General features: G+C 73.5%; 16 protein-coding genes. 4 read left to right on the forward strand and 12 right to left on the reverse strand.

Going from position 1 to position 16,653, the window contains the following annotated elements; translation table 11 throughout:
• Positions 1 to 267 precede the first annotated feature (267 nt).
• From ACGFIW_RS21165 to ACGFIW_RS21180, 4 genes are all read right to left on the reverse strand, one after another.
• Complete coding sequence (locus ACGFIW_RS21165) at positions 268 to 1,551, reverse strand: citrate synthase (RefSeq protein ID WP_357558488.1); 1,284 nt, start codon at positions 1,549 to 1,551, stop codon at positions 268 to 270.
• A gap of 207 nt (positions 1,552 to 1,758) precedes the next feature.
• Positions 1,759 to 3,807, reverse strand: coding sequence for a sulfatase-like hydrolase/transferase (locus tag ACGFIW_RS21170; protein WP_393318535.1), 2,049 nt, complete (start codon positions 3,805 to 3,807; stop codon positions 1,759 to 1,761).
• A gap of 16 nt (positions 3,808 to 3,823) precedes the next feature.
• On the reverse strand, positions 3,824 to 5,254 hold the full coding sequence (locus tag ACGFIW_RS21175; RefSeq protein WP_393318173.1) for a class I SAM-dependent methyltransferase: 1,431 nt from the start codon (positions 5,252 to 5,254) through the stop codon (positions 3,824 to 3,826).
• 17 nt (positions 5,255 to 5,271) lie between these two features.
• Positions 5,272 to 5,421, reverse strand: coding sequence for a hypothetical protein (locus ACGFIW_RS21180; protein WP_179778832.1), 150 nt, complete (start codon positions 5,419 to 5,421; stop codon positions 5,272 to 5,274).
• A 189-nt stretch (positions 5,422 to 5,610) separates the two neighbouring features.
• Between ACGFIW_RS21180 and ACGFIW_RS21185 the strand changes: the two genes are divergently transcribed.
• Complete coding sequence (locus tag ACGFIW_RS21185) at positions 5,611 to 6,465, forward strand: arginase family protein (protein ID WP_393318176.1); 855 nt, start codon at positions 5,611 to 5,613, stop codon at positions 6,463 to 6,465.
• Positions 6,466 to 6,489: 24 nt separating this feature from the next.
• Here ACGFIW_RS21185 and ACGFIW_RS21190 read toward each other — a convergent pair whose 3' ends face one another.
• From ACGFIW_RS21190 to ACGFIW_RS21200, 3 genes are all read right to left on the reverse strand, one after another.
• Positions 6,490 to 7,995: a sensor histidine kinase gene (locus ACGFIW_RS21190; protein WP_393318179.1), complete on the reverse strand. Its 1,506-nt coding sequence runs from the start codon at positions 7,993 to 7,995 to the stop codon at positions 6,490 to 6,492.
• Positions 7,973 to 8,719 carry a response regulator transcription factor gene (locus ACGFIW_RS21195; protein WP_393318182.1) on the reverse strand — a complete coding sequence of 249 codons (747 nt, stop codon included), beginning with the start codon at positions 8,717 to 8,719 and terminating at the stop codon, positions 7,973 to 7,975. The genes ACGFIW_RS21190 and ACGFIW_RS21195 overlap by 23 nt, the downstream gene beginning before the upstream one ends.
• Before the next feature lie 113 nt (positions 8,720 to 8,832).
• The gene (locus ACGFIW_RS21200) at positions 8,833 to 9,063 is read right to left on the reverse strand and encodes a hypothetical protein (RefSeq protein ID WP_393318185.1); all 231 of its coding nucleotides are present in this window, start codon (positions 9,061 to 9,063) and stop codon (positions 8,833 to 8,835) included.
• A 199-nt stretch (positions 9,064 to 9,262) separates the two neighbouring features.
• Between ACGFIW_RS21200 and ACGFIW_RS21205 the strand changes: the two genes are divergently transcribed.
• The 3 genes from ACGFIW_RS21205 to ACGFIW_RS21215 all read left to right on the forward strand — a co-directional run bounded on the left by ACGFIW_RS21205 (position 9,263) and on the right by ACGFIW_RS21215 (position 11,962).
• Complete coding sequence (locus tag ACGFIW_RS21205) at positions 9,263 to 10,228, forward strand: serine/threonine-protein kinase (RefSeq protein ID WP_393318188.1); 966 nt, start codon at positions 9,263 to 9,265, stop codon at positions 10,226 to 10,228.
• A gap of 69 nt (positions 10,229 to 10,297) precedes the next feature.
• Positions 10,298 to 10,723 (forward strand): OsmC family protein, encoded by a 426-nt coding sequence (locus ACGFIW_RS21210; protein WP_355033508.1) that lies wholly within the window; start codon positions 10,298 to 10,300, stop codon positions 10,721 to 10,723.
• A gap of 390 nt (positions 10,724 to 11,113) precedes the next feature.
• Positions 11,114 to 11,962: a hypothetical protein gene (locus tag ACGFIW_RS21215; protein ID WP_393318191.1), complete on the forward strand. Its 849-nt coding sequence runs from the start codon at positions 11,114 to 11,116 to the stop codon at positions 11,960 to 11,962.
• A 16-nt stretch (positions 11,963 to 11,978) separates the two neighbouring features.
• On the opposite strand, the gene ACGFIW_RS21220 is transcribed toward ACGFIW_RS21215, so the two are convergent.
• The 5 genes from ACGFIW_RS21220 to ACGFIW_RS21240 all read right to left on the reverse strand — a co-directional run bounded on the left by ACGFIW_RS21220 (position 11,979) and on the right by ACGFIW_RS21240 (position 16,549).
• A complete protein-coding gene (locus ACGFIW_RS21220; protein ID WP_393318194.1) occupies positions 11,979 to 12,500 on the reverse strand; it encodes an ATPase in 522 nt (173 codons plus the stop codon).
• A gap of 113 nt (positions 12,501 to 12,613) precedes the next feature.
• A complete protein-coding gene (locus tag ACGFIW_RS21225; protein WP_357080406.1) occupies positions 12,614 to 13,060 on the reverse strand; it encodes a response regulator in 447 nt (148 codons plus the stop codon).
• Positions 13,061 to 13,129: 69 nt separating this feature from the next.
• Positions 13,130 to 13,477, reverse strand: a complete 348-nt coding sequence (locus tag ACGFIW_RS21230; RefSeq protein ID WP_393318197.1) for an STAS domain-containing protein — start codon at positions 13,475 to 13,477, stop codon at positions 13,130 to 13,132.
• A 116-nt stretch (positions 13,478 to 13,593) separates the two neighbouring features.
• Positions 13,594 to 14,631, reverse strand: a complete 1,038-nt coding sequence (locus ACGFIW_RS21235) for a B12-binding domain-containing protein (protein ID WP_393318200.1) — start codon at positions 14,629 to 14,631, stop codon at positions 13,594 to 13,596.
• A gap of 43 nt (positions 14,632 to 14,674) precedes the next feature.
• A complete protein-coding gene (locus tag ACGFIW_RS21240; protein ID WP_393318203.1) occupies positions 14,675 to 16,549 on the reverse strand; it encodes a SpoIIE family protein phosphatase in 1,875 nt (624 codons plus the stop codon).
• Between the last annotated feature and the right edge of the window lie 104 nt (positions 16,550 to 16,653).

Raw genomic sequence — 16,653 nt, forward strand, 5'->3', positions numbered from 1 at the left:
CTCGCCTTCCTGAAAGTCGGGCCATCCACCGCAGCGGGATACCGCGACATCATGAAAACCGAGTCGATCAAGCGCAAGCGCGCCGACGGGACGGCGACCAAGGCGACCAAGGCGACCAAGGCGACCAAGGCGACCAAGGCGACCGGAGTCGACCGGAGTCGACCGGAGCCGCCCAGGAACGACCAGGAACGACCGCGATCGCGGGGAAGGCCGCAGGCCGCCGACCCGGAGGGGTCGACGGCCTGCGGTGGTGCTGCGGACGAACGGTCAGCGCTCGGCGAAGGGGACGTAGTCCCGCTCGGGGGCACCGACGTAGACCTGCCGCGGACGGCCGATCTTGGTCTCCGGGTCGCCGATCATCTCGCGCCACTGGGCGATCCAGCCGGGGAGCCGGCCGAGCGCGAAGAGCACGGTGAACATCTTGGTCGGGAAGCCCATGGCCTTGTAGATCAGGCCGGTGTAGAAGTCCACGTTCGGGTAGAGCCGGCGGGAGACGAAGAAGTCGTCGGCGAGGGCGATCTCCTCCAACTCCATGGCGATGTCCAGCAGCGGGTCCGGCTTGGCCATCCGGCCCAGCACGTCCTGCGCGGCCTTCTTGACGATCGCCGCACGCGGGTCGTAGTTCTTGTAGACCCGGTGGCCGAAGCCCATCAGCTTGACGCCGTCCTCCTTGTTCTTGACCTTGCGGACGAAGGAGCGGACGTCGTCGTCGCCGGCGTGGATCTGCTGGAGCATCTCCAGCACCGCCTGGTTGGCGCCGCCGTGCAGCGGGCCGAACAGCGCGTTCACGCCCGCCGAGACCGAGGCGAACAGGTTGGCGTTGCTGGAGCCGACCAGGCGGACGGTCGACGTGGAGCAGTTCTGCTCGTGGTCGGCGTGCAGGACGAACAGCATGTCCAGCACCTTCGACATCACCGGGTCGACCTCGTACGGCTCCGCCGGCACGCCGAACGTCATCCGCAGGAGGTTGTCCACGTACCCCAGGGAGTTGTCCGGGTAGAGCAGCGGCTGCCCGATGGACTTCTTGTAGGCGTACGAGGCGATGGTCGGCACCTTCGCCATCAGCCGGACCGTGGAGATCTCCACGTGCTCGGAGTCGAACGGGTCCAGGCTGTCCTGGTAGAAGGTGGACAGGGCGCTCACCGCGGACGACAGCACCGCCATCGGGTGGGCGTCGCGGGGGAAGCCGTCGAAGAAGCGACGCATCTCCTCGTGCAGCAGCGAGTGCCGGCGAATCCACTCGGTGAACTCGGCCAGTTGCTGCTCGGTCGGCAGCTCACCGTAGATGAGCAGGTAGGAGACCTCCAGGAAGGAGGACTTCTCGGCCAACTGCTCGATCGGGTATCCCCGGTAACGCAGGATCCCCGCGTCGCCGTCGATGTAGGTGATCGCCGATGAGGCGGCCGCGGTGTTGACGAAACCGGGGTCGTACGTCGTCATCCCGGTTTCCTTGAGCAGCTTGCTCACCCCGATACCGGCGGGGCCCTCGACCGCTGGGTGCACCGGCATCGACAGCTGCCCACCGGGGTGATCGAGCTTGACTTCCGTCATGTGGTTCCTCGCTTCGCCGGCAGATCTACGTTGAATTGCCTTCGCTTCTACCGTAATTGCGGCTCCGGGGACAACGCCCGCCGTGGTTCGGCGGTGAGGTATGCGTCACCCGATTCCCGACCGGGCCGCCGGGAAACCCGCATCCCGCCAGCCGGGACCGGGCCGGACCGGACCCGGGGAGTCAGGCCGACCCGGCCAGCCGCACAGTCAGGACAGCGCGAGGCGCCGCAGCGTACCGTCCGTGGTGACCTGGAAGACGTCGAGCTGGTTGTTGCCGGCGCGGAACAGCCTGTCGTCGGTGAGCAGCGCGGCGAACCGGCGTCCGCCGGGGTCGGGCGGCACCGCCGGTACGACGGCCCCGATCCGGCCGTTGACGGCCACCGCCAGCAGTGTGCCGTCCGGGATCCGGTCCGGGACGTCCCCCCAGACCAGCGCCGGAAGGGTGCCGGTGTCCGGGTCCGTGGCCGTGAACGCGGCCAGGTCGGCCACCCGGGCGTTACCACCGGCCGGGCCGGCGCGTACCTCGGTGCCGACCAGGGGGTGCGGTGCCGGCGGTGGCGGTGCGGCGGGCACCCCGCCGGGGAAGGTGAGAGGTTCGCCGGGGCGGTCGTAGAAGTGTTTCGTGCCGTCGGTGCGGGGGGCCTGCCGGGCGGAGCGGCCGTCGACCCGCCAGGGCAGCCGGATGTTGGCCTCGTCGGCCACGGTCGGCAGCAGGTCGACGTGTTCCCAGTTGCGGTCGTCCACCCGGCCGGTCTGCTGTCGGGGTTCCTTGACGAACATCGGCACCCAGGCGACCTCACCCGCGGCGGCCTTGATCGCGTCCAGGCCCCGGCCCTGCGCGCCGGGACGGAAGCTGACCCCGTGGTCGGCGGTGACCACGACGAGGGCCTGGTCGTAGAGGCCGCTGGCGCGCAGCGTGCGCAGGGTCTCGCCGATCAGCCGGTCGGTGTAGCCGAGTTGGGCGAGGTGGCGTTGCCGGGCCAGGTCGACCCAGCCGGCGCCGTCGTTGGGCAGGTCCTCGGGGGCGTCGTAGCGCGCCCCGGAGGGCAGGTACGTCCACGGCGAGTGCGGCATCAGCAGGTGCAGGAAGTGCAGGGTGGGCCGGGTCGTCGGCCGCAGCCCGGCGAGGAAGCGGGTGAACCGGGCCGGTTGGTTGTCGTCCAGGCTGTCCCAGCGGAACTTCGGGTCGGCCGGCACCGGCTCGGCGGCGTCCAGCCCGGCCTCGGCCCGGCTCTGCTCACGGTAGGAGTCCTCCGGGTCGACAGCGCTCTCCGTCGGCCCGGCGACCCGGCCGAGCAGCTTGCCGGTCTCCCGGACCAGCACGCCGAGCCCCTGCTCGGGGGCGGCCGGTTGGTCGCAGCGGCTGGGCGGGCAGAGCCGGGTGATGGTCTCCTCGGCCCGGATGTCGTAGAGGCCGCCGAAGGCGGTGAAGAGGTTGTCCGGGTACTGCGAGTAGTGCGGGGCGACCTGCCGCGCCGGATAGCGCCCGGTGAGCATCGCGGGCAGCGCGTTGGGTGTCCACCCGCTGACCCCGGTGGCGTTGCGGTACCAGGTCGAGGCGCCGGCCAACTCGGCGAAGTGCGGGTACCGGGCGGCGTCGATCCGCCCGTCGGCACCGAGCAGGCTGACCAGCGGCAGCTCGTCGAGGATCAGCATGACCACCGGCGGATGCACGCCGGCGCCCTGCGCGGTGCCGGCCGCACCGCCGTCGCCGCGCGGCAGCACCACCGCCGAGGTGGGTGAGACCAGCAGGAAGAGCGCCACGAACGCCACCGGCCCGGCGGCGGCCAGTCGCAGCGCCCGGCGCGGCGCCCGCCACCGCCGGTGTCCGACCGCGCCGCCGGCACCGACGAGCACGGCCACCAGCAGCAGGGGTACGCCCCGAAGCGGCGTCACGTGTCGGCCCACCTGCACGGCGAGGGCGGCGAGCAGCAGCCCGACCAGCCCGGTGTGGATGTGGGAGCGGGCGGTCCGGCCGGCCAGTCGACTCAGCGCGCCGAGCAGGGCCACCGCGATCGTGGGCAGCACCGCCACCAGGGCGGCCAGCAGCAGGATCTGGGCCGGGGCGGCGCGGTGGAAGAGGAAGAAGTCGGGGCTGCGACCGAGCACGTCCAGCAGTGGCTGGGTGACGACCAGCCCGACCAGCGCGGCCACCTCCAGCAGCCGGCCCAGCTCGCCCCGCCAGCCCCGGTCCCACCGCCCGGCATCCGGGCCCGGCGGGTCGCCCGAGGCCGCCGCGCCGACCGGGCCCGCCACGCCGCCCGGGGACCGGTCAGCCACCCATCACCGTCCGGTAGAGCGTGCGGCTGCCCGAGGGCAGTTCCAGTCGGTCGGTGATCCGGCCCCGGGCGGCGAGCAACGCCTCGAAGGTGTCGCGCCGGTAGTCCGGGAAGAGGCCGGCGGGCTTGTTGGCCAGCAGCCGGTCCGCCATCGGGTCCTCCGGTGCGACGAACTCCACCACCAGCGCCCCGCCGGGCGCGGTCAGCCCGGCCAGCCAGTCGACGACCTCCGGCAGTGGCACGTTGCGCCCGATCGCGAGGTGGTGCACCACGGCCAGGGCGAGCACCACGTCGGCGGAGGCCCGGTCGGCGAAGCCGGCCCGCTCGACGCCCCGCCAGCCTCCGCCGGGTGACGGGTCGGCCAGGTCCAGCACCAGCGGCAGGATCCGGCGCTGCCCCTCGGCGCGCAGTTTTCGGTACAGCTCGTCGACCACGGCCGGGTCCTGCTCGACGGCGACCACGTAGTCGGCGTGCCCGACGGCGAGGCGGGAGTACCGGCCGTCGTTGGCACCGAGGTCGAGCACCAGGCGGGGGCGGGTGCCGGCGGCCACCGCGGCGGCGACGAACTGCTCCTTCGCCACCCGGTCGCGGGCCGAGTAGCCGCAGGTGTGCTGGTAGTCCGCCCAGTGGCTCCCGGCCGGGCGGTGGTCCAGCCTGCGGACCAGTTTCTGCATGCCGCGGACGGTGGCCAGCAGCAGCTCCCGGGAGAAGCCGGCGGCCCGCAGTTGGTCGCGGACGTCTGCGGTGCTGGCGGCGGCGTTGCGTTGCTGCATGGCGCCGTGCAGGTGCAGGTGGGTCAGCACGCCGGGGCGCAGCCGGCGGACCCCGCCGAACAGGGGTCGGAGTTCGTCGGCCTCGATGCCGTCGACCCGGGCGCGCAGCCACGGTTGGAAGTCGACGCCCAGGTGGGCGGTGAGCATCAGCGGATAGAGCACGGTCTGGCAGAACTGCCGGTAGCCGGCCCACGGCTCGCCGTCGCGGGCCGGCTCGAAGGAGCCGATGTCGATGAAGACCGGCTCGGCGCCACGCCACTGCAGGTTGTACGCCGAGCCGTCCTTGGTGGTGAAGCCGTCGGTGAGCGCGGCGCGCAGGATCTCCAGGTGCAGCAGGGCGGCGTCGCGCAGCATGCTGAACGACCACTCGTACGGGTGGGAGACGAACGGGATGCGTTCGTGGCGCAGCACGGTGGCCCACCCTGCTCCGGTCGTGGCGGGCACCAGCGTCGACGGGGCGTCCTCGGTGGCGCAGACCTTGCGTGCGGCGACCAGAGTCGGGAAGAACGTGCTGCCGGCCAGGGCCCGCCAGTGCGCGGCGGCCCGGGTGTCGAGCCCGCGCAGCACCTCGTCGCCGACGTGGAAGACGCGGTTGGCCGGGTCGCGGAAGGACGCCGGCTCGGGTCGTACCCCGGTGGGTGAGATCGCCATCGTCGGGACCGGCCCGTTCACCGCTGGTCGGTCGGTTGCCGGCGGAACCGGTCGACCAGGCGTCGCCAGTAGAGCTTCGCGGCGACCGCGGCGCCGGCCACGCCGCCGACGACCGCCTGCACGATCAGGCTGCCGGATCCCGCGTCCAGGTAGGCCAGATGTCTCACCGATCGCTCCTTGCCCTCGCCCGTCCTGACCCCGGTCCCAGGCGTACACCGATGAGGCTTTTGACCTAGATAGCCGGACTTGTCCCTCACCGTACGCTGATCGCCATCCGCGTCGCGGGCACATTCGTGGACTCCCAGCCTCGCCACAGAATGCGACCGGGAGACCGACCCCGCCGGTACGCTGCGGACGTGCGCTGGGTGGTGGTGGACGCGCCGTTGGACTCCTCCGGAGCCGGGCGCGGAGAGGAACGGGCGCCCGACGCGCTGCGCCGGGCGGGCCTGCTGGACGCGCTCGCCGCCGACGACGGTGGGCGCATCGACGAGGCGTGGTTGCGCGACCCGGTCCGCGATCCGGCGAGCGGCGTGATCGGCGCCGCCGGCCTGCGCCGGGCGGGCGCGGCCATCACCGCGCGGGTCGCCACGGTGCTCACCGCCGGCCGCCGACCGCTGGTGCTCGGCGGGGACTGCGCGATCCTGCCCGGCATCTGCCCGGCCCTGCCTGCGGCGACCGTGCTGTGGTTCGTCGACGCGCATCCGGATTTCCTCGACGGCGTGACCTCACCGACCGGCGAGGCCGCCGACATGGACCTCGCGGTGGTCACCGGGCACGGCCCCGCCGCCGTCTCCTCCGGCGGCGCGTTGCTCGACCCGAGCCGCGTACACCTGCTCGGGCACCGCCCGCCCACCGACGAGAGCAGCACTGTCGAGGCGGCCCGGATCGACCCGGCGGTCCACCAGGTGCCCGCCCCGGAGCTGCTGCGCCGGGGCGCCGGGGCGGTCGGGGCGGGCCTGGCCGCCGACGGGGACGGCCCGGCGTGGCTGCACCTCGACCTGGACGTGGTGGACCCGCGCGACCTGCCGGCGGTGACCTACCCGGAGCCGGACGGGCCCCGCTGGGCGGACCTGATCGCGCTCGTCACTCCCCTGGCCCGCGCCGACCGCCTGCTCGGGATGAGCGTGACCGACCTGAACACCGACGAGGACCCCGACGGACGCCACACGCGACGCGTCGTCGAGGTCCTCACCGAGGTGCTGCGCGGCTGACCCTCGGGCGTCTCCGTACGCCGGCTACGCGTCGGCGGTGGGATGGGGCAACCGGACGGTGAACACGGTTCGGCCGGGGCGGCTGTCCATCTCGACGGTGCCGTGGTGGGCCTCCACCACGGCCGCGACGATCGCCAGGCCCAGACCGGTGCTGCCGTGCTCCCGGGATCGGGAGCTGTCGCCGCGGGCGAACCGTTCGAACACCTCCGGTCGCAGCTGGGCCGGCACCCCGGGCCCGTCGTCGGCGACGGTGAGCACGGCGCTGTCGGCGTCGACGGTCAGCGTGGTGACGACAGTGCTGCCGGGCGGGGTGTGCACCCGGGCGTTGCCCAGCAGGTTCGCCACCACCTGGTGCAGTCGCGCGACGTCGCCGGGCACCCGGATCGCCACCTCCGGCAGTTCGAGCCGCCAGCGGTGGTCGGGGCCGGCGACGTGCGCGTCACTGACCGCGTCCACCACCAGGGCGGTCAGGTCGACCGGGTCGGCCGCGAGCGGCCGGCCGGTGTCCAGCCGAGCCAGCAGCAGCAGGTCGTCGACGAGGCTGGTCATCCGGGTGCTCTCCGACTCGACTCGCCGCAGCGCGTGCGCCACGTCGGCGGGCACCTCGTCACGGCCGCGCCGGGCCAGTTCCGCGTAGCCGCGGATCGCAGCGAGGGGCGTGCGCAGCTCGTGGCTGGCGTCGGCGACGAACTGGCGTACCCGCGTCTCGCTGGCCTGCCGCGCGGACAGCGCGTCGGCGACGTGCCCCAGCATCCGGTTGAGCGCGGCACCGACCTGGCCGACCTCGGTCCGCGGATCGGTGTCCACGGCCGGGACCCGGACGGCGAGCGCCACCTCGCCGCGGTCCAGGGGCAGCTCGGTGACCCGGGTGGCGGTGGCGGCCACCCGGTTGAGCGGGCGCAGCGTGGCCCGCACGATCAGCGCGCCGGCGGCACCCGCGATCAGCAGCCCGACGGCGGCCACCCCGGTCTGGGCGGCGAGTTGTCGCCGGACGGTCTCCCGCACGCCAGCGAGGGGGACGGCGACGACGCGGACCCTGCCGTCCCAGTACTGCCGGGCCACGGCCCGGTAGTCGCCACGGGCACCCAGGTCGACGGTGCGCGGTTCGGCGCCGATCGGCAGGTCCGCCAGGGTGGCGACCTCCCCGACCGGAACGGTCTGTTCGTCCGGGAACGGGTCGTCGCTGGACGGGCTCTTGGTCAGGGTCCGTGCGCTCGTCACCCGACCGTCGACGATCTCGGCGACCACCGTGCCGGACGGAGACCCGGGTGGGATGGCCGGTCCCGTGCCCGGGAAGGCCGGCCGACCCGGGCGCTCACCCCGCATGACCGTGGCGGGCGCCAACTCCGCGTCGAGCCTGTCGATCAGGACGTGCCGCAGCGACACGGTGGTGAGGCCACCGATGGCGACGCTGACCACCGCCAGCAGCGCGACCAGGGCGAACACCAGTCGGGTACGCAGGGAGCGGCCCGCCAGCCACCGGCGGGCGACGCGCAGCGGGCGGCGGCTACTCGGCGGGTTTGAGGACATAGCCCGCACCGCGCAGGGTGTGGATCATCGGCGCCCGACCGGCGTCGATCTTCTTGCGCAGGTACGAGATGTACAGCTCCACCACGTTGGCCTGGCCGCCGAAGTCGTAGTGCCACACCCGGTCGAGGATCTGCGCCTTGCTCAGCACCCGGCGTGGGTTGCGCATCAGGTAGCGCAGCAGCTCGAACTCGGTCGCGGTGAGGGTGACCAGCTGGCCGTCGCGGCGCACCTCGTGGCTGTCCTCGTCGAGGCTGAGGTCACCGACGGTGAGCACGGCGTCCTCCCGGGCGGCGACGGCGAAGCCGGAGCGGCGCAGCAGCGCGCGCAGCCGGGCGATCACCTCCTCCAGGCTGAACGGCTTGGTCACGTAGTCGTCGCCGCCGACGGTCAGGCCGGCGATGCGTTCCTCGACGGCGTCGCGGGCGGTCAGGAAGAGCACCGGCACGGTCGGGGCGTGCTCGCGCAGCCGGCGCAGCACCTGGAAGCCGTCCAGGTCGGGCAGCATCACGTCGAGGACCACGGCGTCCGGCTGGAACTGTCGGGCGGCGCTCAACGCCGCCATGCCGTCGCCGGCGCTGCGCACCTGCCAGCCCTCGTAGCGCAGCGCCATCGACAGCAGGTCGGTGAGCGTCGCCTCGTCGTCGACGACAAGCACCCGGACGGGTTCGCCGTCGGGGCGACGCAACTCGATCCGGCTCGGCGCGACCTGCCCGTTGGTGACCATGGCCCCCATCGTGGCCGGGACGTCTGTGCCCCGCCCCTGCGGGAGCTGTGTGCCGGCTGTGTGGCCGGCCCGACGCGATGCCGGCGGCACCACCGGTCAGCCCCGCCCCGTGGTCACTCGGACACCCCGGACGCGTCGGTGCGCACGAACCGCATGCTCCAACCGCCCGCGTCGTCGGGCCTGTCGCGTTCGTAGAGGTGGTCGGGGCCGGGCTGCACCGGACCGGTGCCGTCCGGGTGCCGCATGATCCATCGCTGTGGTGGGGTGCCGTCCGACCCGGCCGGCAGCAGCCGGACCAGGCCGTCCGCAGGTCCGCCGACGAAGCGTACGGTGACCTCGCCCATCGCGGCACTCCCTGGGGTGACCGTGCCGGCACATTCGGTGACACCGGCTCTGGTTCGCAAGTTACCGCACCCGCCGTCGTCGGCGCAGCGTGGTGCGCGCGGGGGCCACCCCGAACACCGCTGCGGTTTGCCCAGCTTGGCGGCCGGGTACCGCGATCGGAGCACCCGCCGTCGGCGGAGTGAGGGCGAGGAGTGGTCGATGCGCACACTGGACGGGCGGTACCAGCTCGAGCAGCGCATCGGCGTGGGTGGCATGTCCGAGGTGTGGCGGGCGCACGACCAGGTGCTGGACCGGCCGGTCGCGGTGAAGCTCATCCTGCCCGGCGCGGACGCTCCGGACGGCCAGGATGGCCCGGACGGCCCGGTGGACCGGATCCGCGCGGAGGCCCGGTCGGCCGCCCGCCTGGTGCACCCGAACGTGGCGAGCGTGCACGACTTCGGCACCGCCTCGACCTGGCCGGGTCGGGCGCTGCCCTACATCGTGATGGAGCTGGCCGAGGGCGAGACACTCGCCGCGCACCTGCGGGCCGGCCCACTGGACTGGCGGATCTCGGTGCGGGTCTGCGCGGAGGTCGCCGCGGCGCTGGCCGCCGCGCACGCCGAGGGCATCGTGCACCGCGACGTCAAACCCGCGAACGTCATGCTCACCCCGTCGGGCGTGAAGGTGCTCGACTTCGGCATCGCCGCCCCCGCCGGCGCACCCGATCCGACCCCGACCGGCATGGTGCTGGGCACACCTGCCTACCTGGCGCCCGAGCAGTTGCAGCGGGCGCCGGCCACCCCCGCCGCCGACATGTACGCGCTCGGCGTGCTGCTCTACTACTGCCTCACCGCCCGCCTGCCGTACCACGCGGCCACCACCAACGAACTGCTCGGCGTACGCCGTCGGGAGCCGCCGAGCCCGCTGCCCGAGATCGACGGGCTCCCGCCGGAGGTGGCCGAGTTGTGCCACTCCTGCCTGGCCGACGATCCCGACCAGCGCCCGACCAGCATGGTCGCGGCACTGCTGCTGGCCGAGGCCGTGGACGCCCGGGTGTACGTCCCGATGACGATCCCGGCGCCCCGCCGGTCGACCCCGACGTCGCCGTGGACCGAACGGGCTGCCGCCGAGGTGACCGAGGCGGTGGCCATGGTCGACGAGCCGAGCGGGGCCTCCGGGCGCTGACCGTGGGCTCAACGGCGTTTCGGCGGGCGGCGGCCGGGTAGCCGAGCCGGTGAGCGACGGGAGAACGCGATGCCGGATCAGAGTTCCTGGCTGCGTGAGGCCACAGCGACCGCCGAGGGCGGTCACGTACGCACCGACGACGGGGGGCTCTCCACCCCGCTGGCCTCGCCGCTGGCGGCGCACTGCACGGGGCTGAGACCGGAGCAGTTGCTGGCCGCCGCCTTCGCGTCCTGCCTGCACCACGCGGCGGTCGAGGCGGCCGGGGAGATCACCGACGAGGCACACACCGTGCAGGTGCGGGCGGAGGCGAAGCTGGGGCGCGACGACGACGGCCTGTACCGGGCCGACGTGCACGCCTCGATCTCCTCCGCCGGGCTGAGCCGAGATCAACTGGCCGACCTGGTCGAGTACGCCGACCGGCTCTGGCCGTTCTCCAGTGGCGACGCCAGCCGGCATCGACTGACCGTCACGCCGGCGGAGAACGGCCGACACTGACCTCGGTCGCGCTCGCCCCCGCCGACCTTCCTCGGCCGCCCCGCCTCATGATCGTGCTTGATCCTGGTTGTAGTGGCATCGTTCGTCATTGAGGCCCCTCTATCCAGGATCGAGCACGATCATGCGACTGCGTGAGGCGGCACTGACCTTTCGGTGGAGTTGGCATCGGGCAATCGGGTGATCCTCGGTCGAGGCTGGATTCTCGACGGCAGGCACGAATGCCCGACCGCAACCGCCCGGCGAATCGGGAATAACCGTCTGGTCCGATCGGCGAGGGTTATGAGTGCTGCTACCTTTTGGGGCTTGAAGTCACCACGATCGGGGCAAATTGTGGCGCATGCCACCGGAAGGGCCGATGGCATCGGGCGGCCGCTTCTCTAGCCTCGTCAGGTGCATCCCGACGACCCCGCCGACCAGAAGCTGACCGACGCGCGCCCGACCACCCCTTCCGGCGACGCCGCATCAACCGAACGGACGATCGGCCGTCACCGCGTCCCCGAACCGCCCCGGCGTTCCCTGCTGGGCTCGACCCCGGTGCGGGTCGCCCTGGCCACCGGTGTCACCTGCTGCCTCAGCCTCGTCGCGGTCGCCACCGCCCGGGGCAACGACGACGACACGCCCCGGACGGTGGAGCCGCTCGCCGAGGCGGTGGCCGACCGGGCCGCCATCGCCGACGAACGTGCCTCCCGCTCGCTGGACCGTGACCTCGCCCCCGCGCGGATCCTCCCCAGCCCGACGGCGACGCCCACCCCCGCGCCGACCGTCGCCCGCAAGGCGCCCAGGAAGCCGGTCAAGCCCCGCCGACCCCGACCGGTCGCCGGCCTCGACCAGGCACAGATGGACAATGCGAAGATCATCGTGGACGTCGGCCTGGACCTGAAGATGCCGCGTCGCGCCCTGGTGGTGGCACTGTCCACCGCCATGCAGGAGAGCAACCTCTACAACCTGGCCAGCGACGTCCTCCCCGAGTCGTTCGACTATCCCAACCAGGGCAGCGGCTCCGACCACGACTCGGTCGGGTTGTTCCAGCAGCGGCCCAGCAGCGGCTGGGGCACGGTGGCCGAACTGATGCGCCCGTCGTACGCCGCACGGGCCTTCTACAGCGCCCTCAACGAGATCCCGGGCTGGCAGGACATGAGCGTCACCGCCGCCGCCCAGGCCGTACAGATCTCCGCCTACCCCGACGCGTACGCCCAGCACGAGGAACGGGCCGCCACCGTCGCGGCAGCGCTCACCTGAGCCGGAGCCCCAGGTCTCAGCGACGGCCGGACGGCGGCTTCGCGCCCGGATCCAGCCCGCCGGCCACCAGCCGACCCCCCGGTACGCCGGCAGCGGCGGTCGGGGTGTCGGCGGGCACCTGCTCCGGCGTCACCTGGGCGAGGATCTCGTCCAGCCGGGCCTCGCGCCGCCGCCGGACGTACAGCGCGGCCTCGAAGTCGCGCCGGGCCTGCACGGCCTCCTCGTACGCCCGCTCCCGCACCCGCCGCGCCTCCGCGCGGGCCTCGTCCAGCTCGGCGCGGGCCCGGGCCAGGATCTCGGCGGCCTCGCCCCGCACGGCGTCACCGGCAGATCGGGTGCCGGCGGTGTCGCCGAGGTCGAGCCGTTGGAGGAGCCCGCTGAGCCAGGCCGCCTCCTGCCGGATCTCGTCCCACTCAGGGGAGGCTTCGGCGGCACCCCCGGCACGCGCCGCGAGCCGGGACAGCCGGATCCCCAACTCGTCCAGGCACGAATCCACCTGCCGCTTGTCGTAACCGGTCTCAACGACGGAGAATCTCATCCTGTCGCCCCCCAGGCAGCTGCTGTTACTTCCCCACCTGGATCCTCGGCCGCGACCGCGACCGCCGAGGCGGTTCGGGAAAAATGTTCAGCATGCGTGCGCGAGGGCCCGTGTCAGGCGCGCTTGGGCAGCACGACCACCCGGCCGAAGAACTCGTCGATGCGGCGGACCACGTCGTTGAAGTCGTCCAGGTCGATCGGCTTGGTGACGTACGCGTTGGCCTGCAACGTGTAGCTGCCGACGATGTCGGTGTCGGCGTTGGAGGTGGTCAGCACCACGATCGGGATGGTGCGCAGATCCTCGTCCTGCTTGACCGCGCCGAGCACCTGCCGGCCGTCCATCCGCGGCATGTTCAGGTCCAGCAGGATCACGTCCGGTCGGCGGGCGTGCTCGTGGCGGCCCTCGGCGCGCAGGAACTCCATCGCCTCCTCGCCGTCGCTGACCACGTCGATGACCTTTTCGACGTCGGAATCCGCCAACGCCTCCTCGATCATCAGGACGTCGCCCGGGTCGTCGTCGACCACCAGGATGCGTACCGGTTGTGGGCTGTCTACGCCCATCACTACCTGCCTCGGAGTCGGCGGGGACGGGACCTGACGGTCACCGTGTTGGCGGGGAAATCTAGCCCATCAGGGGGCGCTGCGGGACGCGGGGTCGACCGATTCCGGTTCGTAGCGCAACACCTCGGCCAGGCCGGTCACCCGCAACACCCGCTCGACGCGACCGTGGGCACCGACGAGCCGAAGCCAGCCACCGTCGGCCGCCGCCTGATTGTCCCCCCGGACGAACACCGCCATGCCTGTGGAATCGCAGAACGTGAGGTCGGTGAGGTCGAGCAGCACCCGGGACTCGCCGTCGGCCGTGAGGCTGTCGATCGCGGCCGTCAGCTGGGGGGCCGTGCTCATGTCCAGCTCGCCCGCCAGACGCAGGCAGGCGCCACCGCCGTCGCTCTCGACGTAGCTGACGCTGAACGTCACCGTTCTCCCCCTCGCTCCACCCGCGGGTGGGACATTTGCGGTGCGGCAAGTATACGCAGGGTCGCCCCGCGAACCGCAGGGCGCGGTGATCGACACCGGCGTCGGCGGGTGGACGCTCAGCGGCCGTCGTCGGGCAGCGCGGCGCGCCCCACGGCCAGCACGCGCCCCGCCCGGGGGAAGTCGCGCAGCGCGACGGCGTAGTGCTCCAGGGGATGGGCCACGGCCGCCGCGGGCACGCCCCGACTGCGCAGGATCTCCGACAGCCACTCGACGAACTCGGTGAACAACGAGGCGTCGTCGACGTAGACCGCCGCCGCCAGAAAGTCCACGACGTGACCCAGGTCGCTGACCGTGGAGTCGAGCTGGCTGGCGGTGTACGTGCGCGTCACCGGCACCCGCTCCCGCAGGTCGGCCAACGCGCTGTCAACCAGCTCGGCACGACGCCGCACCAGGCTGGCGTACTCGTCGTCGGCCAGGTGGGCCAACCACGCCGGCGACACCCCCCGCAACGCCCGCTCGTCGGCGATCAGCGCAGCCGCCGAGGGCGCGTCCGGCGCCCAGGCCACGCCGAGCCGACGTGCCCACCGGCCGTCCGTGCCGAACCCGCGCCCACCGACCACCACCGGCACGTCCGAGCGGCGGCAGGCCTCGATCATGCGGTGGGCGTACGGCAGGCGCATCGGCAGCGCGCACGCCAGCGCGACGGCGTGCGCGTCGTAACGGTGCAGGTACGACACGAGGTGCGCCGCGGGCACGCTGGCACCCAGGAACGTCACCTGCCAGCCGCGCAGCCGCAGCACCTCGGCCACCAGCCGGGGCGGCAGCGCGTGCCACTCGCCGTCCATGCACGCGACCACGACCCGTCCACCGGTCGGGCGGGGGTTGACGTGCGCGGCCACCGCCGCCACCACCCGTTCGCTGATGTGGGTGGCCGCGTGCTCCTGCGCGACGCTCCACTCGTTGCGCGCCCACCGCTCGCCCACCTCGGCCTGGGCGGGCGCGACCAGGTCGAGCAGCACCCGTTCCGCCGGTACGCCCCCGTCGAGCAGGCCGATCGCCAGGTCGATCGCGGCGTCCTCGTCGGCGTCGGCGAGGTGGTCGAGGTAGCCGACGTACGCGTCACCCGGGTCGATCGCGGCCGGGGTGGCGGTCACGGGTCGACCTCGTCGCGCCGGTCGCCGCGGGCCGGGGTGGCGGTCACGCGTCGCCCAGGTCGATGGCGGTCGGGGCGGTGGTCACGTCGACCTCGCCGCGCCGGTCGCCGCCGGGCGGGGCGGGCACCGCGTGCAGGTGCCGCGACGCGCGCCCACCCGGGCCGGTCGCCCGCAGCGCCAGCACCGCGATGTCGTCGTGGTCGCCCTGCGCCAACCAGTCGCAGGTGACCTGCTCGATCCGCTCGGCCAGGGCTGGGGCCGGCATCTGTTGGCAGTCGGTCACCGCGGCGACCAGGCGATCGGTGCCGAACTGCTCGTCGCCGCGCCGACCACCGCGGGCCTCGGTCACCCCGTCGCTGTAGAGCAGGCAGGTCTCCCCCGGTGCCAGCCGTACGGTCACCTCGCCGACGCGCGGGTCCGGTACGACGCCGATCAGCATGCCGCGCAGCGGCACCGACTCCACCGCGCCGGAGGCGCGCAGCACCAGCGGTGGCAGATGCCCGCCGCCGGCCATGGTGAGGGTGAGGCCGCCGTCGCGCTGTGGACGGGCCACGCCGAGCACGATGGTGGCGAAGCGGCCCTGGCCGTGCGCCTGGGTCGTCTCCAACAAGGCGTCGTTGAGCAGCCGCAGCAACCGCCCGGGGTGCGACTCGAGCCGGTGCAGCGCCTGTAGGCACTGGCGCAACTGGCCGGTGAAGACGGCCGCCTCGACCCCCTTGCCCGAGACGTCGCCGAGGAAGAACACCGAGCCACCGTCGGCGAGCCGGTGCGAGCCGTAGAAGTCACCCCCGATGCGCAGCCCCGCCTGCGCGGGCCGGTACGCGGTGCCCCACTGCACGCCCGCGGCTTCGGCCGGCTCGACCGGCAACAGGCTTGCCTGGAGGGTGTCGGCGACCTCGGTCTGGTCGCGGTAGAGCAGCGCGGTGGTCAGCGCCGCGCCGGCGCGGGCCGCGAACGCGCGGATCAGCTCCGCGTCGGCGTCGTCGTACGAGCCGGGGGCGCGACGGGCGACCAGCAGCACACCGACCGGTGCGTCCCGGCCCGGCAGCGGGACGACCCGCGCGGCGGTGCCGATCTCGGCGGACTCGGGCAGCCAGCCAGCGTCGACCGTCTGCTCGACCAGCCAGTCCACCGCGTGCGGCTCGACGCCGGTCAGCCCGTCGGCGACGGCGCCGGGCAGGTCGCCGCCGGGAAGCGCCCCGTGGTCCAGCGTCGGTGCCTCGTCGTCGGTGCGCGTGGCCCGCCACCAGCGGGCCCGACCGGCACGCGGTGCGAGGACCAGCACGGCCACCTCGGCCAGTGTCGGTACGGCGAGTCGGACGACAGCCGCGGCCGCCCGGTCGGGGTGCAGCGGGTTACCCAGCTTGGCACCGACCACGGCCAGGAAGGCCGAGCGGGCCCGCTCGGCGAGCAGCGCGTCGGCGCGGCCGACGCTGTCGGTGACGTCCTCGACGTACCAGCAGCAGCGCCCGTCGGAGAGCGCCACCTGGCGGGCGGTCAGTCGACGCCCGCGATAGGTGAAGCCGCCGGGGTTGCCCGCGCTCAGGCCGGGCACGCCTGCCGCGCTGAGCAGCTCGCCGGGCCGTACGCCGGGCAGCAGCCGCCCGGCCACCGGACTGACGTGCCGCACGACGCCGTCGGCGTCACAGACCACCAGGCCCTCACGGAGGTGCTCGACGACCTCGAACCAGTCGGGCGCGGCCGAACCGCGCGCGAGGTCCACCGGCGGCGGGGCCGCGCCGGATCGAGGCGGCTGCGTCGCGCCGGACCGAGTCGGCGGAGCGGCGCCGGACCGAGGCGGCGGGGCGGCGCCGGGGTGGGGCGAGCGGTCGGCGGGCCACGCCGGAGACCGGGGTGTGCTCGGCGTGGCGAGCCGTCCGTCGCCCGGGTCCCAGTCCCTGACGTCGGAAGCAGTCACCAGCTGAGCCTCACTCCTTGTCATCCACCCGAACCCGTACCGGAACCGGCGTCTATGGTCAAAACTCTGCGGCCCAGCCTACGCCGGTCCCCGGCAAGCGGCAT

The sequence above is a fragment of the Micromonospora sp. NPDC048935 genome, assembly GCF_043197875.1.
In the GTDB taxonomy this organism is placed as follows: Bacteria; Actinomycetota; Actinomycetes; order Mycobacteriales; family Micromonosporaceae; genus Micromonospora.